General features: G+C 52.8%; 17 protein-coding genes. 2 read left to right on the top strand and 15 right to left on the bottom strand.

Annotation, left to right across the window (positions count from 1 at the left end; genetic code table 11):
- Positions 1–44 precede the first annotated feature (44 nt).
- From RIC05_RS19070 to RIC05_RS19090, 5 genes are all read right to left on the bottom strand, one after another.
- Positions 45–410, bottom strand: a complete 366-nt coding sequence (locus RIC05_RS19070; RefSeq protein WP_350046107.1) for a hypothetical protein — start codon at positions 408–410, stop codon at positions 45–47.
- A 755-nt stretch (positions 411–1165) separates the two neighbouring features.
- On the bottom strand, positions 1166–2143 hold the full coding sequence (gene yjfF, locus RIC05_RS19075) for a galactofuranose ABC transporter, permease protein YjfF (protein ID WP_350046108.1): 978 nt from the start codon (positions 2141–2143) through the stop codon (positions 1166–1168).
- A complete protein-coding gene (locus tag RIC05_RS19080) occupies positions 2133–3149 on the bottom strand; it encodes an ABC transporter permease (protein WP_350041465.1) in 1017 nt (338 codons plus the stop codon). The genes yjfF and RIC05_RS19080 overlap by 11 nt, the downstream gene beginning before the upstream one ends.
- Before the next feature lie 41 nt (positions 3150–3190).
- On the bottom strand, positions 3191–4723 hold the full coding sequence (locus RIC05_RS19085; RefSeq protein WP_350046109.1) for a sugar ABC transporter ATP-binding protein: 1533 nt from the start codon (positions 4721–4723) through the stop codon (positions 3191–3193).
- Between the two features lie 153 nt (positions 4724–4876).
- Positions 4877–5824 (bottom strand): ABC transporter substrate-binding protein, encoded by a 948-nt coding sequence (locus tag RIC05_RS19090; RefSeq protein ID WP_350041463.1) that lies wholly within the window; start codon positions 5822–5824, stop codon positions 4877–4879.
- Between the two features lie 165 nt (positions 5825–5989).
- Here RIC05_RS19090 and RIC05_RS19095 point away from each other — a divergent pair, with 165 nt between their 5' ends.
- The gene (locus tag RIC05_RS19095) at positions 5990–7054 is read left to right on the top strand and encodes an aldose epimerase family protein (protein WP_350046110.1); all 1065 of its coding nucleotides are present in this window, start codon (positions 5990–5992) and stop codon (positions 7052–7054) included.
- Positions 7055–7067: 13 nt separating this feature from the next.
- Here RIC05_RS19095 and RIC05_RS19100 read toward each other — a convergent pair whose 3' ends face one another.
- The 5 genes from RIC05_RS19100 to RIC05_RS19120 all read right to left on the bottom strand — a co-directional run bounded on the left by RIC05_RS19100 (position 7068) and on the right by RIC05_RS19120 (position 12598).
- On the bottom strand, positions 7068–7736 hold the full coding sequence (locus tag RIC05_RS19100; RefSeq protein ID WP_350046111.1) for a DUF8453 domain-containing protein: 669 nt from the start codon (positions 7734–7736) through the stop codon (positions 7068–7070).
- A 99-nt stretch (positions 7737–7835) separates the two neighbouring features.
- Positions 7836–9419: a gamma-glutamyltransferase family protein gene (locus tag RIC05_RS19105; RefSeq protein ID WP_350046112.1), complete on the bottom strand. Its 1584-nt coding sequence runs from the start codon at positions 9417–9419 to the stop codon at positions 7836–7838.
- Between the two features lie 154 nt (positions 9420–9573).
- The gene (locus RIC05_RS19110; RefSeq protein WP_350046113.1) at positions 9574–10899 is read right to left on the bottom strand and encodes a TRAP transporter large permease; all 1326 of its coding nucleotides are present in this window, start codon (positions 10897–10899) and stop codon (positions 9574–9576) included.
- 6 nt (positions 10900–10905) lie between these two features.
- Positions 10906–11478, bottom strand: a complete 573-nt coding sequence (locus RIC05_RS19115) for a TRAP transporter small permease subunit (protein WP_350046114.1) — start codon at positions 11476–11478, stop codon at positions 10906–10908.
- A gap of 1 nt (position 11479) precedes the next feature.
- On the bottom strand, positions 11480–12598 hold the full coding sequence (locus RIC05_RS19120) for a TRAP transporter substrate-binding protein (RefSeq protein WP_350046115.1): 1119 nt from the start codon (positions 12596–12598) through the stop codon (positions 11480–11482).
- Positions 12599–12975: 377 nt separating this feature from the next.
- Between RIC05_RS19120 and RIC05_RS19125 the strand changes: the two genes are divergently transcribed.
- Positions 12976–13707, top strand: a complete 732-nt coding sequence (locus tag RIC05_RS19125) for a GntR family transcriptional regulator (RefSeq protein ID WP_350046116.1) — start codon at positions 12976–12978, stop codon at positions 13705–13707.
- Positions 13708–13770: 63 nt separating this feature from the next.
- Here the strand turns inward: RIC05_RS19125 and RIC05_RS19130 are convergent, their stop codons facing one another.
- The 5 genes from RIC05_RS19130 to RIC05_RS19150 form a co-directional block, all read right to left on the bottom strand.
- Entirely contained in the window at positions 13771–16284 is a 2514-nt protein-coding gene (locus tag RIC05_RS19130) for a hypothetical protein (protein WP_350046117.1), read from the bottom strand.
- A 65-nt stretch (positions 16285–16349) separates the two neighbouring features.
- Positions 16350–18323, bottom strand: coding sequence for a secretin GspD/PilQ domain-containing protein (locus tag RIC05_RS19135; protein WP_350046118.1), 1974 nt, complete (start codon positions 18321–18323; stop codon positions 16350–16352).
- Positions 18324–18449: 126 nt separating this feature from the next.
- Positions 18450–20765 (bottom strand): ricin-type beta-trefoil lectin domain protein, encoded by a 2316-nt coding sequence (locus tag RIC05_RS19140; RefSeq protein ID WP_350046119.1) that lies wholly within the window; start codon positions 20763–20765, stop codon positions 18450–18452.
- A 253-nt stretch (positions 20766–21018) separates the two neighbouring features.
- On the bottom strand, positions 21019–21417 hold the full coding sequence (locus tag RIC05_RS19145; protein ID WP_350046120.1) for a helix-turn-helix domain-containing protein: 399 nt from the start codon (positions 21415–21417) through the stop codon (positions 21019–21021).
- Between the two features lie 58 nt (positions 21418–21475).
- Positions 21476–22000 (bottom strand): cupin domain-containing protein, encoded by a 525-nt coding sequence (locus RIC05_RS19150; protein WP_350046121.1) that lies wholly within the window; start codon positions 21998–22000, stop codon positions 21476–21478.
- Positions 22001–22210: the final 210 nt, after the last annotated feature.

Below are 22210 nucleotides of genomic sequence, written 5' to 3' on the forward strand. Positions count from 1 at the left end.
TTATGTAAGCAGGACTTATTATCGCGACGCTACTGTCGATTGCATTAGTCCATTTTCAGAGGACCAAACATTCCACTTTCGATCATAGCCATATAAGCCTTTTTCATTGCCAGTGCGGTTTCTTGATTGACGAATAGAGATGATCTGCTGCCGTGAGGCTCACCTAGCAGATATGGACGCATTGTCTCCCACTTTTCAGCTCGTTCCGCCCATCGCCAACAGGGCAACTCCTGCTCAAGCATAAGAGGGACTGCAATTCTTTTCGGGATTAATTTCCCGGGCAGAAGAGGCTCATGCCATTCACATTTCACAACGATTGGCGTTGCTCCTTTCGCATAGAATGGAACATCTAATTCACGTGTCGTAATTTCTGCACAGTGATGAAGGAGCTTGCGTGATGACTCAATCACCCGCTCCACCCTACCATAGGGACAAGTGATGAAACCGTGAGCAAAATACCGAGTATGATCAAGCCCAATATATCCTGTTCTTTGACTGGGCAATGTTTCGGGCTGCTTCGCGTCATGTTGGCTTACAAGTGGATGCCACTAGGGATAACTCTCAACAACAGGCCCCAGTTCGTCAACTAAGTCCTCCAAAACTTCTTCGCTCTCAGCCCTCACGTTTGGAGGAAAGTTTACTGGAACAAGATACTTCCTAGCCCTTTCGTAACCGCTAGCTGCGGCCTCATCTGCTCTGAATGCCATTTTATTCACTCCACAATTCAGCCAATCACAACTTTCCATTATTACGCGCACGATAAGATAAAAAGAAGAATTCTAAACCGTCGAGATCATTACCTCCGTGAGGTGATCAACAACAAAAAATATGCCGAAGCGGCTATTCTAAACTCAAGTAACAACACCTGATTATTATGCCGCTACCAGATACCACTTATGTCGGCCCTACCCCACAACTCCAACCCTGTCGCCCCCCGCTTCGAGCCGACTACACGCCGAACGCGGCTTATTCCTCATACAATATAATTTCCGGCCCTTGGCGGCATCGTGCTTCCCGGCGCGGGCGTTCGGGCGAAATCCGCGTTGATTATTCACCAAAATTGAAGAATGCGTTTGATTAAACAATTTGACTGAATAAAAAACGGGCCGGAACAGCATCCCTGTTCCGGCCCGTTTTAGTGATTTTCAAATCCGGTTTAGTCTGGTCAACTTGCCCCGGCACGCATGCCCGAGAAGGATCGGGTGATCAGGCGTTGCAGGACGATAAAGCCAAACAGCAATGCGCCGATCATGATCTTGGTCCACCAGCTGTTCAGCGACCCGTCAAAGGCGATCAGGGTCTGGATAACCCCCATGATGATCCCGCCAAAAAACGTGCCCAGAACAAAGCCCATACCACCGGTCAGAAGCGTCCCGCCAATCACCACGGCCGCAATCGCATCAAGCTCCACACCCACAGCCGCCAACGGATAGGCCGATGCGGTGTAGAATGCGAAAACAACACCGGAAAGCGCGCTGAAAAAGCCCGACAGGGTGTAAACGCGAATGATGGTGCTATGGACCGGAATGCCCAGCAATTCTGCGGAATGACGATCCCCGCCAATGGCATAGACATTGCGGCCAAACCGCGTGTAATGGGCAATAATCACCCCGCCAATCACGGTTGCCAGCATCAGCAAGGCCGATGCGCTCAGCCATCCGCGACCGGGCAAGGCGACTTTAAACCCGCCAAAATCCGACACAAACTGATGGTCAATCGGAACGGAATCCAGATTGATCAGGAAACACACACCCCGCAGGAAAAACATGCCCGCCAGAGTGATGATAAAGGGCTGAATATCGAACTTGGCAATGATCACGCCCATAAAGGCCCCGAAAGCAGACCCGACAAACAGCGATATTACCGCAGCCGTTATCGGATGCATGCCAAAGCCGGTCACAAGTTCGGCCATCAGAACCCCGATAAAGGCAATCATGGAGCCAACCGAAAGATCAATCCCGCCTGACAGAATGACAAACGTCATGCCAACGGCGGTGATGATCAAAAAGGCATTATCGGTCAGAAGTGCGCCCAAAACGTAAGTATCGGTAAAGGCGCGATGTTCAAATATCCCGTAGCCATACAGCAAAACCAGCACGGCCAATGTCGCAAGGATCGGATAGAACCGTTCATTAATTTTCATTGGAGTTCCCCCGCTTCATCCGGTCCATCGCCTGGGACACCAGTTGGCGTGATTTCGGTGCCTGGACAAGCAACACAACCATTACCACGGCTGCCTTGACGATCAAGGTGTATTGCGATGGCAAGCCTGATAGCAAAATGCCCGTGCTGAGTGCCTGAATGATCAGAACCCCGACCACGGTCATGGCGATAAAGAACCGCCCGCCCATCAAGGATGCGCCGCCGATCACCACCGCCAAAATCGCATCAAGTTCAAGCCACAAGCCGGCATTATTGGCATCCGCCCCGCGAATGTCGGCGGCAATAATGATCCCGGCAAAGGCCGAACACAGACCCGATGCGCCGTATGCCATCAGCTTGATCCCGCGGGCATCAATCCCGGCAACCCGGCTGGCGCGTGCATTGCCACCAACGGATTCAACAAACAGGCCAAGGGCGGTTTTGCGCATTAGGAAATAGATCGCGGCAATCACTGCACCCGCAATGATGACGCGCCAGGGAATGCCCAGCAAATAGCCACTGCCGATTGCTTCGAAAAACTCGCCGTGGAAAGTAACGATTTGCCCGCCCGTGATCATCTGGGCAATGCCGCGCCCGGCAACCATCAGGATCAGGGTTGCGATAATCGGCTGAATATCAAGGAACGCCACCAGAATACCGTTCCACAATCCGCACAAAATCCCGGCCCCGAGTGCGGCCAGAATGATAATGCCCGGATGAAGGTCGGTATCGCGGATCAGAACCGCCATCACCGCACCGGATATGGCAATGATCGAGCCCACCGACAAATCAATGCCGCGCGTGCCAATGACAATCGCCATCCCCACCGCAACAAGGGCGGTCGATGCCCCGCGATGAACAACATCAACAAGCGACCCGTAAAGATGCCCGTCAACGATACGAATGCTAAAGAAGTCCGGCGAGATGATCCCGATGCCCAGCACGATCAAAACCAGTGCCGCAACAGGACCAAACCAAGGCCGACTTAACAAAGAAGATGCAGACATGGTGCTGCTTTCCCGTGATTTCTTTTTGTCTTGCAAACTGGTCATCGTGCAATTGCCTCGATGATTTTATCCTGGGTGATTTCCGCACCCACCAGTTCAGATACCTTTTCACGATCGCGCATTACCGCGACCCGATCAGCAAAGGCGACGATTTCTTCAAGCTCGGAAGATGCCACCAACAAGGCCAGCCCTTCGTCACACAGCTCTTTGATCAATTTGATGATATCGGCATGTGCGCCAACATCAATCCCGCGTGTTGGTTCATCCAAGATCAACAAGATCGGTTTGGAGACCAACCAGCGGGCCAGAATGACTTTTTGCTGGTTCCCGCCGCTCAGCTGCCCGACGGGCTTTTCGCTGTCAGGGGTGGCAATGCCAAGCGCCTTGATCATGTCATCGGCAAATTGCTGTTGCTCGGCCCGTGGAATGGGACGCAACCAACCGCGACGGCCCTGCAAGGCCAGCACGATATTTTCGCGCACACTCAGTTCGGCAACAATACCGTCCTGTTTGCGGTCTTCGGGGCATAACCCGAATCCTGCGCGGATTGCATGGCGCGGGGAGCGCAACATAACCGGCTCACCATCAAGGAACACAAGGCCGCTATCGGCCCTTTGGGTCCCGAAAATAAGCTCGGAAAGCTCGGTCCTGCCTGAACCCAACAACCCGGCAAGACCAACAATCTCGCCGGCCTGAAGATCAAGTGACACCGGTTCCAGCACGCGTTTCTTGCCAAGATTTTTGACCTGAATTTGGCGTTTTGGCCCGGTATAGCTGCCTTCGTCAAGATGACGATGGGCACTGACTTCGGCCAGTTCACGGCCCAGCATATGATTGATCAGATCAATCTGCGGCAGGTCCTTGGTGACAAAGGTACCGACAAGCCGCCCGTTGCGCAGAACCGTGATGCGGTCACTTACGGCATAAACCTGATCAAGGAAATGGGTCACAAAAACAATGCCCAATCCCTTTGCCCGTAACTCGTTCATGATCCGGAAAAGCGTTTTGATTTCTTCGCCGTCAAGCGATGCGGTCGGCTCATCCAGGATCAGAGCCTTGGCATCAAGGGCAACTGCACGCGCAATCGCGACAAGTTGCTGAATGGCGACGGAATAAGAGCCAAGCGGTCGCGTGATATCAATATCAAGACCGAGTGTATCAAGGGCTGCCTTGGCATCCTTTTCGGTTTTCTTCCATGATATCAGGCCAAATTTGCGGGTCTGGCGTTCCAGCATCAGGTTTTCGGCCACCGACAATGTCGGCACCAGATTGACTTCCTGATAAACCGTTGAAATACCAAGTTCCTGGGCATCACCCGGATGACGCGGATCGATTTCCTGTCCGTCGAGGAGTACCGCCCCGGCATCGCGTGGATGGACGCCGGTAATAACTTTGATCAGGGTCGATTTGCCCGCCCCGTTTTCGCCAAGAAGGGCATGAATTTCGCCGCGTTTAAGGTCGAAATCAACATCCTGCAAGGCCTTGACGCCGGGAAAGAACTTTCCCGCACCGCGCACCGAAAGCACGGCATCTTCGCCCTGATCAACCCGTGCAGAAAGTCCGGTATCTGACATCTGCCTACCCTCTCCCTCGTAACTGTCTTTTTGACGTTTCTTGTGCCTGATACAGCCGGACGCACCCCAGCAAATCGCGGGGGTACGTCCGTCTCAATGATCAGCCTACACGTTTTGCGTCATGATCGAAAAATCACGACACGGATGCGTGTCTTATTTGCTGCGCATTTTGTATTCTTCGGCAGCCGTATCTGGCAGGAAGAGCGGACCATTTGCTTTGATCCATTTCGGTACTTCTTCACCGGCTTTTGCGGCTTTGATCGCATCAAAGGATGGTGCGCCCAAATGCGGGTTCAGCTCGATGGTGGCGTTGGTGTCGCCATCTGCCATTGCTTTGAAAATATCTGGAACCGCATCGATCGACACGATCAGGATATCTTCGCCCGGGTTCAGACCGGCTTCTTTGATGGCCTGAACAGCACCGAGTGCCATGTCATCATTGTGGGCATAAACCGCACAGATGTTTTTGCCGCCGTCTTCCGCTTTCAGGAAGCTTTCCATGACTTCTTTACCGCCGGAACGGGTGAAGTCACCAGACTGCGAACGGATGATGTTGATCGCCGGGAAATTCCCGACAACGGATTCAAAACCGGCTTTGCGGTCATTGGCGGCAGACGAGCCAACCGTACCCTGCAATTCAACAACATCACAAACCGCATTGGTTTCCGCAGCAAGCCACGCGGCTGCAAGTGCGCCTTCAACCACAAAGTCAGAAGCCACTTTGGTCAGATAAAGATCGTCGCTGGCATCTACGCCACGGTCAACCAGAACAACCGGAATACCGGCATCTTTGGCTTCTTTAAGAACCTGATCCCAACCGGTTTCAACAACCGGTGCCAGAAGAATGCCGTCAACGCCCTGTGCGATAAAGGAGCGAACCGCTTTGATCTGGTTTTCCTGTTTCTGCTGTGCGTCCGAGAATTTCAGATCAATACCGCGTTTTTCGGCTTCTGCCTTGATCGAAGCAGTTTCCGAGGTCCGCCAGCCACTTTCAGAACCGATCTGCGAGAAGCCGATCATCATTTCTGCATGTGCCGATACTGAAAGACCAAGTGCTACGCCAAGTGCCGCGGTTGAGACTGCAAGTTTTTTAAAATTCACCACGATTTCCTCCCTAGGTGTGGTTTATCGCTTAAAAGCCATATAGTATTACAATATGATTTGAAATGACTCAACCGGTTAGTTATTTAGCCTTTTGTCCAATCGCTTTTAGCGTTTTAAAACCAACAGAAACCCTATAAGAAACAAAGATTACGGGAGAACGAGATGCCTGAAACCACGCAAACACCTGACATAGAAACACCTTCATCATCCACACGCATTCAGGGTGGAAATGCCCCCCGGGCAGAGCTTAGGACACCGCAGATTCGCCTTACGGTTTCTGCGCTTGGTGCGCGTCTTTGCGGGCTTGATGTGTATGATGACGAGGGAAGCACAAGCACCAATGTCACGGTCGGGCTGTCAGATGATGATGCCTATCTGGCGCAAGACAGCTATATCGGTGCGGTTTGCGGGCGCTATGCCAACCGGATTGAAAAGTCACGCTATCGCGACATGCATGGCAGCGAAATCAAACTTGCCACCAATGAAGGCGAAACGCATCTTCATGGCGGGAATGACGGGTTTGATAAACGTCTCTGGACGATATCCCAACAGTCCGACACCAGTGTTCGCTTTACCCTCACCTCCCCCGATGGCGATCAGGGTTATCCCGGCACAATGACCGCAACCGCAACCTATTCAGTCATTGCCGATAATCGCCTGCGGCTTGAAATGACGGCAACTTGTGACAAAACCTGCCCGATCAATATGACCAGCCATGCTTATTGGAACCTGACGGGGAAATTTGATCATACGGCGGCGGATCATGTTTTGCAGATCACTGCCGATAGATGGATTCCGGTTGATGACAAACTGATCCCGCTTGCAACAATCAAGGATGTTTCAGGCACCGGCTATGATTTCAGAAGCCCGGCACGGGTTTCCGATATGCTGCCCCATGCGACACAGGGCTTTGATCATAATTTCTGCCTGACCGGGGATCGCGGATCCTTGCGCCAAATCGCAACCCTGTCCGATCCCGATAGCGGACGGTCGATGAAACTGTTTTCAACAGAAGCCGGATTGCAATTCTATCTTGCACAGCATTTTAACAGCGAGATGAAAACAGAAACCGGAACGGCGCTTCATTCAAATGCGGGCATTGCACTGGAACCGCAAACCTACCCCAACAGCCCCAACCGCCCGGACTTTCCAAGCCCGTGGCTGAAACCCGGTGAAACATACCGGCATGTGATTGAGTGGGAGTTCCATGCTTCACAAGGGAAATAATGAACGCAGAAAACTAATCTAATTTAATAGATTTCTGAAACTCCTCGAACTCGCGACGCTCTTCCACTTCAAGCACTCTCAAGTCATCAGGTGTATAAGCCACCACTTTGAACACCCCATTCTTAGTAAAACTCTTGAGAGTGCTCTCTATCTTTTTCAAAGATTCAGCCATTAAGATGTCAGCGGGCTTACCTGCCATCCCCAAACCGTCAAATTCTGAAACATCCAAGGAATAAGAGACTGAACGAATTTCTCCTGCAAGGTTTTGATAGGTCACTTTAACCTTAAATTCTTTCAGTCGCGGCTCCTTAAACAGACTGTGCCCCTGACCGAAGTAAGCAACAACCTTTTCATCCTGAGGCAAAACGGAGATTGGCTTACGCTCCGCTTTATTGAGAATTCTTACCCCATGCGATTTGAAGTCTCCTTCATCGCAATCGAAAACAAATTCTATATTCTTTGCTGCACCCTTACCTATGTTCGCCAGAACAAAGTCCACTAGAGTGTTGTGGTACTTATTCGTTGTAAGGTAGGCCACGACCTCTGGCTCACTACCAATCCGCCTCAACCGTTTGTTTTCGCTAAGCACCCCCCATGAAAGCCACACCATAAAGACAGTCGCAACCGCAATCACAAGTGTGCTCAGGGAATTAATCAGAAGGTGCATCTCTTCAGCAAACATCACAGCTCGCACTTCAATTGGCATAGCTAAAGACTATAGCACTCCGCAGAAGCTAATTAACACAACCATTAATACCTAACAGCGCTAACTATGAAAATTTCAAAGTGCCGCAACCGCCCCGTCCGCCCGTGGATCAGTCGCACCTTCCATCACGCCATTGGGGTGTAACCGGATGCCACCGGCATGGCCCATCATGTCTTCATAGGGGCCGACAAGTTCGACTGCGTGACCGGCCTTTTCAAGCTGGTCGATGAGGCCTGCGTCAAAGCGGTTTTCAAGTTTAAGCGTGGTGGTTTCATCGCCCCAAGTTTTGCCGAGCAACCAGCGCGGTGCGGTGATGGCTTCTTGCAAGTCCTGACCGAACATTACATTGCGGGTAAAGATCGCCGACTGGGTTTGGGGTTGTCCCTCCCCGCCCATGGTGCCATAGGTCAGGGTCGATCCGTCTTTGAGCTTTGCCAGAGCCGGGTTGAGCGTATGGAACGGCAAGCGTCCCGGTCCAAGCTGGTTAGGGCCATCGTGAAGGGTGAAGCTCGCACCGCGGTTCTGCCAAAGCACGCCTGTTTCGGGCACAACCACACCTGATCCGAATTCCCAGAAGATGCTTTGGATATAGCTTACTGCAATACCATTGGCATCCACCGCGCCCATCCAGATGGTATCGCCCGGTTTGGCGATATGCGGCCAAGGCAGGGCTGATTTCATGTCGATTTTGGCGGCTTCGCCGTCAAGCAACTGATCGGCAAGCAAGCTCATCGGGTCAATCTTCATGCGGTCGGGATCACCAACATATGCGTCACGTTTGATAAAGGCGCGTTTGGTGGCCTCGATCAAGCCGTGGATATGATCAAACCCGTCGCCCGACTTAACACCCAACCGGTCAAACAGGCCAAGGATCATAAGCGATGCGACACCCTGGGTCGGGGGCACCATGTTAAACACTGTGCCGGTTGAAAGTTCGACCGAAAGCGGTGTCATGATCTTGGCGTCATAGCTTTCAAGATCAGAAAGGCCAATCGGGCTGCCAACGCGTGAAAGCCCGTTGGCGTTGCTGCGCGCAATATCGCCGCGATAAAAATCATCCAGACCAACCTTGCCAAGATGCTCCAGCGTTGCGCCAAGGGCCGGTTGCTTTAACACATCGCCAATGGTCGGAATGCCATTAGCGGCATAGGTATCAACATAGCCCGGAACGTCTTTAAGTTCGGCCATTTTACTCGTGGTCAGTTCGACCTGTGACTTGGTGACCGGAACACCGGTTTTGGCGTGATGAACCGCATCGGCCATCAGGCGCGTCATCGGCAATTTCCCACCAAGGCCGGTCGCGATTTCAGATGCCTTGATCCAGCCGCCAATGGCGCCTGCCACGGTTAATGCGGCCAATGGCCCGCGCGACGGGATCGCGGCCTTACCCTGTTCACGGTAGAAATCCGGGGTGGCAAGGCCTGCTGCACCACCACAGGCGCGAATGGCAACCGGGTCTTTACCCGGTTCGGAAATCAGCCAGAACCCGTCACCGCCAATCGCATTCATATGCGGATAGACAACGGCAATGGTGGCCGCAGCAGCAATCATGGCTTCAACCGCGTTGCCGCCTTCGCGCAAGACATCGCGCCCGGCCTGGGCGGCAAGATGATGCGGGGCGGTGACCATGCCACCAAGTCCGGTTCTGGAACGTAACATCGTTATCTGGCCTCTACTCTTATACTTCTTTGGTACTTCTTTGGCATAAACCTTGCGGACATGCTGCGCGGATAACGCAGCATGTCCGGAGCATTCTTCATAGCGCTGTTTTTAAAAACCGTTCAGCGCCTTTTCACATAGTAGAATAAAAACACTACCACCCGATCAGATCGGGCAACCAGCTTGTCAGTTCGGGGAAGATAAACAGCAAGATCACGGCAATTGCCTGAATACCGATAAACGGTATCACCCCGCGATAGATATCAACCGTTGAAACCGATGGTGGTGCAACACCTTTGAGGAAGAACAGCGCCCAGCCAAATGGCGGGGTCAGGAAGCTGGTTTGCAGGTTCATCGCCACCAAAATCGCCAACCACGCCATATCGATGCCGCTATTCATAAAGACCGGCAAAAACATCGGAAGCGCGATATAGGAAATCTCGATCCATTCAAGGAAGAAGCCCAGAACAAAGATCACGGCCATCATGAACAGAAGGTTGCCCATATCGCCACCGGGCACCCATTCAAACATGGCATGAACAAGCCCCTCGCCGCCCAAACCACGGAAGGCCAGACCAAAGGGCTGCGCACAGATCAGGATAAAGAACACCATCGCACTCGTGATCAAGGTGTCATGGAGCACGCTGCGCAAGACCGGGAAACTCAACCGCCCGGTCACCAATGCCAAAATCAAGGCCCCCAAAGCACCCATCGATGCGGCTTCGGTCGGGGCGGCAATCCCGCCAACGATGGATCCCAAAACAGCAAAGACCAAGGCCAAAGGCGGGATGACAACCTTGCCGATTTTGATCAAAAGCTGCTGCGTGCTTATGGCATCGCGTTCGGCCTTGGGGATTGCCGGGACCATGTCGGGTTTGAAAATCCCCAACAGCACCAGATAAAGCCCGAGCATCCCGGCCAGAATAAGCCCCGGCACCATGGCCGCAGCAAACAAAGTGCCCACAGATTCACCGAGAATATCGGCAAGCAGGATCAAGACCAGACTGGGCGGAATGATTTGCCCAAGGGTCCCGGATGCGCAAATCACGCCACAGGCAACCCCCTTGTCATAGCCGCGATTAATCAAAGGTTGCAGCGACAAAAGACCAACCGTGACAACGGTTGCGCCGACAACACCCGATGATGCGCCCATCAAAACGCCGACAATGACAATCGCCAAACCCATGCCACCGCGCAGACGGCCCATGGCGTGACCGATGACATCAATCAGTTCTTCGGCAAGTTTTGATTTTTCAAGCATCACCCCCATGAAGATGAAAAGTGGTAAGGCAAGCAGGGTATAGTTGGTGACAACCCCGTAAACACGCGCAGGCAGCAAGCCAAACAGGCCGGTTCCAAATCCCATCATTCCAAAGGCCAATCCCGATATCGCAAGCGAGATCGCCACTGGCACCCCCAGCACGAGGAAGCCAAAGAAGCCCCCGACCATGCCGATGGCCAGCCATTCATTTCCGGTCATGTCTGATTAGTCTCCTGCACCGGTTTGCGTAACCGCATCGGGTGTCGTAAAGGCACGTTCACTGTCGTTGGCAGCAATGATTTGTCGATAATTCATCAAGCCTTGCGCAATCGCCTGAAGCAGCAACAAGCCAAACCCGACCGGGATAAAGGCCTTGAGCACAAAGCGATAGGACAGACCACCGGGATCAGGCGATCCTTCGCCCATCATGATGGATTGCCCGACATACGGGATTGAAAACCAGATCAACGCCCCGCCAAGGATCACCATCAAAACAGCCGAAAACAGATCAATGATCGCCCGGGCGCGCGGGCCCAGACGTTCATAGAGAAAATCGACCCGCACATGGCCACCGTGGCGCATACCATACGCCATGCCCATCAATGCGATCGGTGAGACCAGATGCCATTCGAGTTCCTGCATCGCGACACTTCCCGAATTAAACAGGTAGCGCAGCAACACATTTCCGCCAACAACCAGCACAAGTGCCAGACCACTTAACGCGGCCCCCCACCCGGCGACATCGACGATTACGCCCAGAACACGATCGGAGAGTGGTTCAGTACGGGTCGACGTCATATCAGCTCATCCCGTCTTTCGATGAAATGATCCCGTGATAGGGTTTTTCACTGATCGCGGCCCATTCACGGTGGGTATCGCGGAAGGCCATGAAGCTGTCATGGACCTTTTTGGTGACCGGGTCTTTGGCGGCTTCGGCTTCAAGGGTTTCCTTGGTGATGCCTTTAAGTTTGGTGACGACATCATCTGGCAGGGTTTGCGCGATGACACCGTAATTTTCCACCAGATCGCGCAGGGCTGCTGCGTTATTGGCTTCGCACCATGAATGACTGTCAAGGTTACAGGCCTGTGCCGCGTTTTTGACAATCGCCTGCAGATCGGCCGGAAGGCTTTCCCATGCTTTTTGATTGATCAGAAGTTCGGTCACGTTAGACGGTTCATGCCAGCCGGTGGTGTAGTAATATTTGGCAGCCTTTTGCAGACCCAAACGACGATCCTGATACGGGCCGACAAATTCGGCTGCATCAATCACACCACGTTCAAGGGCCGGGAAGATTTCCCCGCCCGGAAGCAGTTTCACTTCAACACCGATCTGCTGATAGACCTTACCCGCAAGACCCGGAATACGCATTTTCAGGCCATTGAAGTCATCAAGGCTTTCAATCGGATCACGGAACCAGCCGGTCATCTGAACGCCGGTATTGCCCATCGGGAAGGCAACAAGACCATAAGGTTTGTAAACTTCGTGCCACAAATCAAGCCCGCCAGCATGATAGAGCCAGGCATTAACACCCTGAAAATTCAGACCGAACGGAACGGTCGTGAAATACTGTGCGGCAAAGATTTTACCAGCCCAGAAATAGGCGTTTGCGGCATTCATTTCGACCGTGCCGGCCTGAACCGCGTCGAACCCTTCAAGGGCCGGGATCAGTTCGCCAGCGGCGAAATGCTGAATGTTCAGACGGCCATTCGACATTTCCGTAACACGCTTACAGAAATCTTCCGGGCTGCCCGGACCGGTGACATAAAAAGGCGACCCCGGACCATAGGCATTGGTCATTTTCCAGTTAAAGGTTTCCTGTGCGCTGGCAATATTCGGCGCGGCGACAACAGCGGCCCCGGTTGCAGCCGCACCAATTGCCGACTTGGTTAAAAAGTCGCGGCGTTTAATGTTGGTCATTGATGACTCCCTGATAGAGATAGCTATTTCAAAGAAAAGTAATCTCGACGGAATGAGATCCGCAATGTGTATACATCCTGCAACACCCATGCCATTCCTTATATTTCAATTACTTAACTTAAAATCATCCTTCGCCAACACCATCCTATCGCACATTATTTAGACACTTTGTTGCATTGCACATTTTAATTGCATAAAATTTACGCAAAAGAACGCGAGAAAAACCGGCTTGTTTTTGCACCCATTGGCCTACTTGGATTTGCGAACCAATTTCGTGTATACATTTAGGGTCTAAACCCAGTTGAATGATTAAAACGGGCCTAGACCTCTGGATAGAGGGACGCATCCAAACCTCGCAAGAAGGGTTGAAACGCCATATGATCGAGCTAAGCCAAACGCTCACCACCCCGTCGATATCGATACAGGCCGAACCTGTCGGCATTGCCCAGCAGCTCTGTCAGGAACTGGAAGACGATATCGTCAAGGGGATATTGCCGCCGGGTCAGCGACTTGAAGAACCGCTTTTGGCCAAACGGTTTGGCGTCTCGCGCACTCCGGTGCGTGAAGCATTACAATTGCTTACCGCGACAGAACTTGCGGAAAAAATCCCCAACAAGGGCGTTTATGTCTCGCTTGCGACACCCGAACGCCTGACCGCGATGTTTGAAAGCATGGCCGAACTTGAAGCCATGTGCGGACGATTGGCAGCAATACGCATGACCAGCGGGGAGCGGCACAATCTTGAAAAACTGCATCACGAACTGGCCGAAACCGTGCGGCTGGGTGATAGCGATGGCTATGAGACCCTGAACCGGTCGTTTCACAACACGCTGTATCGTGGATCGCACAATGAAGTTCTGGTCGATGTGACATTATCCGTCCGGCGCCGGGTTGCCCCGTTCAGACGCGTTCAATTCACAAGCCTTGCCCGCCTTGCATCCTCGCACGCGGAACATCAGGGCATTGTCGATGCGATCTTGCGCGGCGACAGCAAAGCGACCGAAGAATTGCTGTATGCACACATCATGGAAGTGCATGACATCAGTCAGGATTATCTGATCAGCCTGCGTAAAGCCGCGCCCGCCAATGATATGCCTGCCTTCAAGTAAGGCAAACCATTGGCGGGGAGTAACGCGATTGGAAAGCTGTGCCCACGCCCAAGATTAAGACCATCAGTCTCTGGCGCGACTGATGGTCGGAGAAGAGCCGCCGGTTGCAATCCACGGACGCCCATCAGCATCGACTGCAATCGAGCCTAGCGGTGCATTATTGACTTCGTCAAAGCTGTCATTGGCACCATTCCATTTGCGCAAGGCATTGTTGGTGTCCCTGATATAGACCGTTCCGTTCGCGCCCACATCAATGGATGAGGCCTTTTGGCTTCCACGTTTTGGTCGCAGATCAAAACTTGACCCAGTCCACTGCCGGACCAGATTGCTTTTATCAACAATCCAGATATCATTTCCCGTCCCGGCCCCGGCCACATGAACCTGACTGAAGTCGCTGAAACGTTTGAATTCTTCGGAGTTCTCCGCCTTGCTATAGAGATAGGTGTCGCTGCCTGATCTGAACGTCACATAGACAGTCCCATCCGGTGCGACGGTGACTTCGCTCGGAGAAAACCCACTGACTGAATACTCCTTAACGACCTGATCACGTTCACGGTAAAGCTCTGCGGTCATACTTGTGTCAATGGCCCAAACATCGCCATTTGGCGCGATATCAATGGCGGAAAAAGTGCGTGACGAATCCACCAGATTTGACGAGAACTCGACGAATTTCTTGCGCCTTTCGTCATATTTTTCAAACCCTTGGCTGCCGCCGCCGATAATGACAGAGCCATCTGAGGCGGTTGCGACTTGCCCCGCACTGGTTCTTTGATCCATCGGCACGGTTGAAAATCGCATGTTCTTTCGAAACACAATGCCGGATGTTTCGGTACTGACAACCTGTTCGGTTTCACCCGTGCCCACCGTGTCGCCACTGGTGGCATTGGCAACCATCAAGTCAGAACCTTCGTCACGATCAAAGAATTGCGAGGATAATGCGATCCCTTTGTCACTGACCAGCCAAGGATATCCCATCGGACCAACCGCCACACTGGCGGGCGTATGCCCCGGTGTCTGAACCCGATTGAATTTGCCGTCCTGATCCAGTCGCATCAGCAAATTATTGGTCGATACAATGTAAACGCTGTTATCCGGTCCAACCGCAATCGACTTGGCCTTTTGCGCAAAAACCTTGCACGGATTGGTGTCACAGCGCGAAACAAGCTGATCGGATCGAACCGCCCACGGCGTGCCATCAGGTCCGGCGGCAATCAAGGACGCCCCGGTTCCCGAAATCATTTCAAACCGGGTTTGGGCGTCGTTCAGGCGAAAAATCCGGCCTTGCGCATTGGTCAGCAAGACCGTCCCGTCATAGCCTGCGGATATATCGGATCCTGTCGCGCCTGTGATCTGTTTCCAAAGGGTGCCGGTATGGCGAAACACCCGCCCAAGTGCGGAAATGCCCCATGGATTGCCGTCACGATCCACGGTGATGCGCACCAGTTCACCGGGAAAGCTTTCAAATTCGTTTCGCCGGTTGGACCACCGTAAAACCCCGCCCGCGCCATCAAGGCCGAAGACACTGCCATCCCCGCCAATGGCAAGTGATGCGGCAGATTTCAGTGTATTTATAAAGACAATCGCATCGGTTGTGGTGACGGTTACCGGATCGGTAAAGGTATTATTCCCGTCTGAACCGCCGCCTGACGAGGTTGCCTCGGCGTTGCTGGAGCCCGGTACGACCACATCGGGCGCAATAGCAGTTGGCGCAACATCAACGGTTGCTGCGGCAACCTCGGCAACGGCATCGGTTGCGACATTGACCGGTGCAGTGACCTCTTTTGGGCGTGGTGCTGTCGCAGAAAGGTCGGTTGCCTCGTCTGCGCTATCATCAATGGTCAGCCCGCCATTGGCAAAGATCAGTCCATCATTTCGGACCGCCCAAATATTGCCTTGGGGCGTTACGGCCAGACTGACAATATCCTTCACACCATCGATAATTTCCCATCTTTTGCGCGCGGCCAGCCAAATACGTACAAGTCCCGCGTCATCGGCCATGGCAACAACATCCGTCGCACCGAACGCAATGTCACGTGCCCGCCCCGGATAGGTCCGCCATACGTCACCGTCATAGGCGCGCACCTTGGCCGCATCCGTGACCGCCCATGGCAGCCCGGATTTCCCGATGGCCAATCGTTTTGCCGTTCCGGCAATCGGTTGCCATTCATTGCGCAAGGCATACCATTTCCAGATGTCGCCATTTATCTTGGCGATAAAGACATTGCCTTGGGTATCGGCGGCAACATCGAGAACATCGACTTCACGGGGCTCCCACCACAATCCGTTATATTGCGATAGCTCGCCAAGTGAATTGATCGCCCAAGGGCGGTTGCCAATTGCGGCCGATATGCGGGCAAAATCGCCCGACATCCGACGCCAACGTTGTTCGGCCATATCCCATCGCCATGTCCCCCCGTCCAATGAGACGGAATAGGCCTGCCCGTCTTCATTGATCGAGATATCGACAGCCGTTCCGGGCAATTGAACCCAAGAACTGGAATCGCCTTCCTGTGCCATGGCCGATCCGGCCCACAGGAACCAGATCCCGGAAACAAGAACCCGAAAACAACGTTTCATTGGTCTATCCACCCTTGCTGTTACTTTGTCTGTCCATTGACTGGACTTCTACCCAAGGCCAGACCTTAGTTTTCAAGCAGTCGATCCCGTACGGATGCGATCATTTGTTGCGATTCAGGATTGCTTTGCCATGCATCGATCTGAACATCGCCAGCACGGAATTCTTCAAAGAATGCCTTGCCTTCAAGATGTTCACGCAAAACGTCAAATGTCGGCCGCGGGGTGTACCAATCCCCATGGCGCCGTTCGAGTTTGGCCAGTTCCTGTTCCAGTTCCGACATTTCACTATTTACCGCAGCACGATCAGAGCCGCCCTGCCGGGTATAGACCGGTCGGCGCGGCGTCATCAGGATCAGGATGGACCGTTCAAATTCGCGTTCAACCCGCTGCGAGAAGAAATAGTTCAAGCCCGGAATATCCATCAACCCCGGAACACCGTCCGCCGTCTTTGACGTTTCGCGTTCACTCAGACCACCAAGGATCAGGGTTTCACCAAACTTCATGGTCACGGTCGAATTGACGTTGGTTTTGGTGGTATCAAGACGGAATTCAAACACAACCGAATTAGACGGATCGGTCAAAAAGGTTCGTTCCGCAACAACATGCAGCCGGATCATGTCATTGGGCAGAATTTCGGGTGTAACAGCCAATTTCACACCGACTTCCTTCTGGACCGAAACACTATCCCCACTGCCCCCGGAAACGGCGGCGGCAAGAATTTCTGTTCCTGAAAAGAATTCCGAAGTTTCACCGGCCTGTGCCACAAGGCTGGGCTTGGCGAGAACCTGATTATTGGCATCCGCCGAATTGGCAATGTTAAGCGAATAGGTCACCGCAGGAATGCCGATCTGGCGGGTGATCGTCTGGGTACTTTCTTCAAGCCCGGTTCCCAGATAATCCTTGGTTTTTGTTGAACCATATCCCAACCCGGCCGCCCCGGTGAGCGGATCACCAAACTGCAATTGCAAACCGTTGAGAAGGTTGATGCCCCGTGAATTACGGACATCTTCCTGGGTTCCGATCAGAACCACATCAACCACGACCATCCCGGAATCAACAAATTCGGTCGGTGTATCGTCGATATTCTGTTGGCCAAACGGGTCTTGCACGCTGCTGAAGGGATCGGAAGGTTCCGGTGTCTGGCCGAACGGATTGCTGTCAAACGGGGATATTTCGCTGTCACTTTCCGGTTCGACAAACGGCTCCCCGCTGAACTGGGTCTGAATGTATTTGCCTTCGCTTTCGTAAAAGGACTGCCAGCCTTGAACACGTCGATCAAGGTCACGTGCACGGTTCACATCCTTGATCACATCGCGATATGTCGTAATGAACTCTTGGGCAGATGACCGGTCGTCCATGGCCGAAAGTGCCAGTGCCGTCGCTTTGAGAATTTCCGGGTTTTCCCGTGATTCCGGGGAAATTTCCATCAAACGTTTCAACGCAGCAGCGGCCGTGCGTGGATCGCGGGAATAATAGGACGCCGATGCCAGACTGTATAAAACAGCCGGATCATCATTGTGATGAAGCGCAACGGCGGCAAAGTTTTCCTGCGCCAACGGATAGCGCCGCTGATCCATATAAAGCAGGCCAAGCTGATAGCGCGACGGCAAGTTGCCCGGATCAAATTTCAAGGATTGTTTGTAGCCCTGTTCGGCAAGTTCGAACTTTGAAGCATCGCCCAGAACGCCCATCAAGTGATAGGTCAATCCGTTTAGAAATTGCAGATCCGGATTGGTCACATCAAGCTTCAGCGCCAGATTGATCAGTCTTGATGCTTCTTTGGCATTTCCCTGTTTCAGGAAATCGATGCTGTCACGCACCAGCACCTGAATTGCGCTGTCTTCGGCGGGCATGCCCAGAACAGATTTGTTATATTCAAGCGGCTTGTCGATTGACATGACCACGCCAGATCGCGTTTGGCCCCCATCCATGCCCGTGGTTTGACACCCGACAAGTGCCAAAAGAGACACCCCCATCAAGGCATGACGACAAGCGCGGCGACGTCCATGAACGGAACGCTGGTATGTAAACTGACGCAAAATGATATCCCCACCTATCAGCACCAATGAGTGGATGCCGACAATTTCCCCATAAAATCAGAAGCAATCCGGCCGACACTTTTGATGTGTTTTGACCGAACTGCTTCTGTTTAACTGTTGTTTAAATTAACCGGCATAAGTCCAAGGACGCCAAACCTGCGACTCAATCCTTCCAACTTTGCAGGGTTCCATTTTCACCACAGAGCCGATAGCAGGTTTCGCGTCTGCCACGGTCATGCACATGCGCCGACCCGTCCCGACATATCGAATTTGTCCCACTTGATCGAGACCCCAGGTCTTGAGGTTTGCGTTGGAACATTTCCGGATCCATACCGGGTCATTCGCGCCAAGTTTCTCGGCCTCGATGCTCAGACAATAATTGTCGATCACCACGAGTTCTCTGGTGCGGGCATTTGGAAACACCCATGGTGCTTCAGGCGTATTGCATTCGCCAAGGACAGCAACAAGACTGTCGCCTTCCTGCTTAACAAGGCAAAGCCCCGGTCTTGCGGTGAGTTCAAGGCGGAACGTCCCGGGAACTTTGGCTTCCTGCTTTTTCAGACCGTCGTTAAGGACTTTTGATTCAGCCGCAATTGCCGCCTTGCCCCCATCATAGGCTGTTCCCCCGACAATAACCGGCATAACCGGCCCTGTTGACGCAGCAACAGTGCCACCGGCTTTGATCGACGCAATCGCGCGGGCATAGTTCGCACTTGGCCGCGTATCACCGGCTGTCAAAATGGTCCAGTGATACATCAACTGCTCATCACCGGCTTTTTCCTGCAACATAAGCGCAATGTCGGCCGGGCGACTGGCAATCGTTTCAGCTTGGCGTATCTTGCCTTCGGCGGCTTCGATCTTGATGAACTTGTCGAGTTCCATGGCAAGGGTAATTGCCGTGGTGACGGCGGTCATTACCGGACCTGATGCACCGGTTACCAAGCGGGTCATGGTGACCGAGATTTTGCCCAGCGGCGTGACGATCGTGGTCAGGACTTTGGTACTTTGTGTCGCTGCCTTAGCTGCTTGGCCAGCAATTGCGGTCCCCGCCTTGGTTCCTGCCTTTGCTACGACTCTGCGATACGGGAACACAGCCTTGAAGGTTCGCAGGAAAAACGTGACTCCAACGCCACTTCCAAGGGTGCCGGCCATTGTACCGGCTTGCAAAGTGGCAGAGAGAACCTCGTTGAAATTTGGCGGTTCAGTAACTGAACCAGCAAATGCCAACATGTTGTTACTGCTGTTTTCCGCAAATTCGAGTTCTTTTGTCTTTTGCCAGTTGTTAAATAATTGACGGAGCTGCGATGCAAGGAATTGACGGTTCCACTGAATTTGTTTTCCGACATCTTCAAGCAGTCGTTTTTCAAGTGCAGTCCGTTGTCCCGGCGCGGTTGCTGCTGCTTTCATCAGGCGCTTGGCAATCAAAGCGGACAGTGCTTCACTACGCCATGGCTCATTTTCGATCAGCAACCATTCGGTATAGGACAATTCTTCGAGGGTCGTGTCATCAAGTTCAGGCACGGTCTGTGCAATGATCTCGTCAATTTCTGTGCGATCACGCACCAGTTCAAGCGCCAATTCCTCGACCGCCGGGCTCAGGCCAAACAAACCCGGCATGTCCCGGTTTGGCGAAATCCACTTCATTTCGGTCGCCTTGCAGGCTTTAGCGCTTTTTACCGAGAAGCTTGTCCGAAGGTAGGTATCAGGACAAGACCAGCAGGTCCCGCCATCGATAAAATCGAAATGCTGACCCGCCGGGCAGGTCAAGGCGGTAATTTTCGTCGCCGGCAAGAAATCAATTGTTTTCACGCAAGCATTTTTCCCGGTAACCGCGTTTGCTGTACGGTTGAAACCTTCCGGGCAGCTCCAGCATTCGCCGCCATTGCGTGGATCGGTAAATGAGTCTTGCGGGCAGGCACGTCCTTCGAACGTTGCACTGACGGCCCTTTTCATGACCATGCCGCATGCGTTCCATGCATCAACAGATGCCGCAGTACGCCCATACCCTTTTGGGCAGGACCAGCATTCGCCACCATTGCGTTTATCCAGGAACGAACCAGCCGGGCATTCCTTTTTGCCAAGGAATGTCGCGGTCTGATGCTGCGTTGACTTCATTGGTCTGTCGCAGGCTTTGTCACCACTGATGCTTTTTGCGTTGCGGTTATATCCGTCTGGGCAGGCATAACAGGACCACGTACCCAAATCGAAGAACGATCCGTCCGGGCATTTGCCAACTGCCTTTGCCTCAAACTTTGCAGATACCCGTCCGCACGGTTCTTGCAGTTTGCCGCGTTTATCAACGCCGCCACATTCGGGCCCGCCTTGCAAGTTCTTCCACTGCGAACTTGCATGTGCTGGTCGATCAATCACGATCATCATCAACAGGGCGAGCAACAGCAACCCCGCATAGTTTAATATTGGCGACAGTCTTCTGATCTGCATGCCCGGACCCTTCTTGCTTTTTTACTTTTGCATCCGGGTTGAGGTTCCCGCATGGCGAATGTCACGCAGGGAACAACGCATTAAAATTCTGCCCCTCCCCGTCCTATACGACAGGATTACGCAGAAGCATGGAACGAAACCAGAAAGAATAAAGGCAGCATGTCGATTAACGACCATAAGTGGATAGGCAATGCACAAAAGTGGATAGCCTTACACTTTTTACGGCAGCAAATTAGAAACTTGCACGTTGTTTCTAGCGGCGACGATTAAGCGTCTCGGAAGGGGAAACACCGAAATGCAGCGTATAGCTTTGTGCGAACCGTCCGGCATGCACAAATCCCCATTTACGGGCGACGCTGGCAATCGTTGTACCGGGTGCGGCTGCAAGCAACTCATTATGCGCGCGGTTCAGACGCACCATCTTGGCATAGGCCATGGGCGCCATGCCGAAAGTTTCGTTAAATCCGAGCTGAAGGGTGCGATACCGGCACCCGGCATGTGCCAGCAAATCGGCGAGCTGGATCGACTGTTCTGCATGTTCGTGAATATAGTCACGGGCACGTTTGACCTGACGCGGCATCGCAATGGCAGATGGCCGGTCATGAAGGATTTCCGAATAGGAATTTGGCAGTAACATCAGGATATTGGTCAAAAGAACATCGCGGAGTTCCTTCAGGATGATCCCGTTCTTTGTATCGTGAAGCGGTCCATCAAGGGCATTGGCGATATAATGCAGCGTATTGGAAACATGCCCCCCCCCCCGGCGACGTCAAATCAAGTGCCGTGTCAAACACCAGATCATTGCGAAAAACATCCTGCCCGGTCAGGGCAAAGGCATGTTTGCGCAGCGTATCAACCGGAAGCTTTGCCCCAAGGGCCGAGAAATTGTCTTCTATGGCATCCATCGGCATGCGCATGTTGCGCATCATGCCCTGTTTGGCTGAAACTTCGATCTCCTGGCCGCCATGATTGACCTTGCCGTGGCCGCTATTCACAAACAGCAAAAACAGGTCGTTTTCTGCGGTTGCCGGTGCCTTGATCGTGACGCGATCCGGGCCAAAGGACGCGCCGAGCAAATCAATATCGGCAAGTGACGCGGCCTGAATGGAAATGTCGGCGGTTGCTTTTTTACCGAGCAGATCGATTGAATCAATGCTGTTCATTTCAGAGAGAAAAGCTTGCGTCTGATCCAGGCTTTTTGAAGCAAAGACCTGATGGTTTTTAAGATAGCTCACCGGTTTAATCCTGTTTGATACGGCCAAGATATGCCGGAGCTTCCATCAAAAAGCCGATTGTGTCCCGAGCTGTCAGAACATCAACAGAAAATCCGTACCGGGAATATATTCCGTTCTTTCATCAGAAGAAACAAATGGTTGCACAAGGCGCGCAATTATCTCACCAACATGCATAAATGCCCGCTCCATCCCGACCCGATCAACAGGGGA

The sequence above is a fragment of the Thalassospira sp. genome, from assembly GCF_040218635.1.
Taxonomy (GTDB): Bacteria; Pseudomonadota; Alphaproteobacteria; order Rhodospirillales; family Thalassospiraceae; genus Thalassospira.

Excerpts from the sequence above, each read along its gene's own strand:
- RIC05_RS19110 (WP_350046113.1), bottom strand. The coding sequence starts at position 10,899 with ATGACCGGAAATGAATGGCTGGCCATCGGCATGGTCGGGGGCTTCTTT.
- RIC05_RS19105 (WP_350046112.1), bottom strand. The coding sequence starts at position 9,419 with ATGTTACGTTCCAGAACCGGACTTGGTGGCATGGTCACCGCCCCGCAT.
- RIC05_RS19140 (WP_350046119.1), bottom strand. The coding sequence starts at position 20,765 with ATGCAGATCAGAAGACTGTCGCCAATATTAAACTATGCGGGGTTGCTG.
- yjfF (WP_350046108.1), bottom strand. The coding sequence starts at position 2,143 with ATGAAAATTAATGAACGGTTCTATCCGATCCTTGCGACATTGGCCGTG.
- RIC05_RS19100 (WP_350046111.1), bottom strand. The coding sequence starts at position 7,736 with ATGTTTGCTGAAGAGATGCACCTTCTGATTAATTCCCTGAGCACACTT.
- RIC05_RS19085 (WP_350046109.1), bottom strand. The coding sequence starts at position 4,723 with ATGTCAGATACCGGACTTTCTGCACGGGTTGATCAGGGCGAAGATGCC.
- RIC05_RS19125 (WP_350046116.1), top strand. The coding sequence starts at position 12,976 with ATGATCGAGCTAAGCCAAACGCTCACCACCCCGTCGATATCGATACAG.
- RIC05_RS19080 (WP_350041465.1), bottom strand. The coding sequence starts at position 3,149 with ATGTCTGCATCTTCTTTGTTAAGTCGGCCTTGGTTTGGTCCTGTTGCG.
- RIC05_RS19130 (WP_350046117.1), bottom strand. The coding sequence starts at position 16,284 with ATGAAACGTTGTTTTCGGGTTCTTGTTTCCGGGATCTGGTTCCTGTGG.
- RIC05_RS19120 (WP_350046115.1), bottom strand. The coding sequence starts at position 12,598 with ATGACCAACATTAAACGCCGCGACTTTTTAACCAAGTCGGCAATTGGT.
- RIC05_RS19095 (WP_350046110.1), top strand. The coding sequence starts at position 5,990 with ATGCCTGAAACCACGCAAACACCTGACATAGAAACACCTTCATCATCC.
- RIC05_RS19115 (WP_350046114.1), bottom strand. The coding sequence starts at position 11,478 with ATGACGTCGACCCGTACTGAACCACTCTCCGATCGTGTTCTGGGCGTA.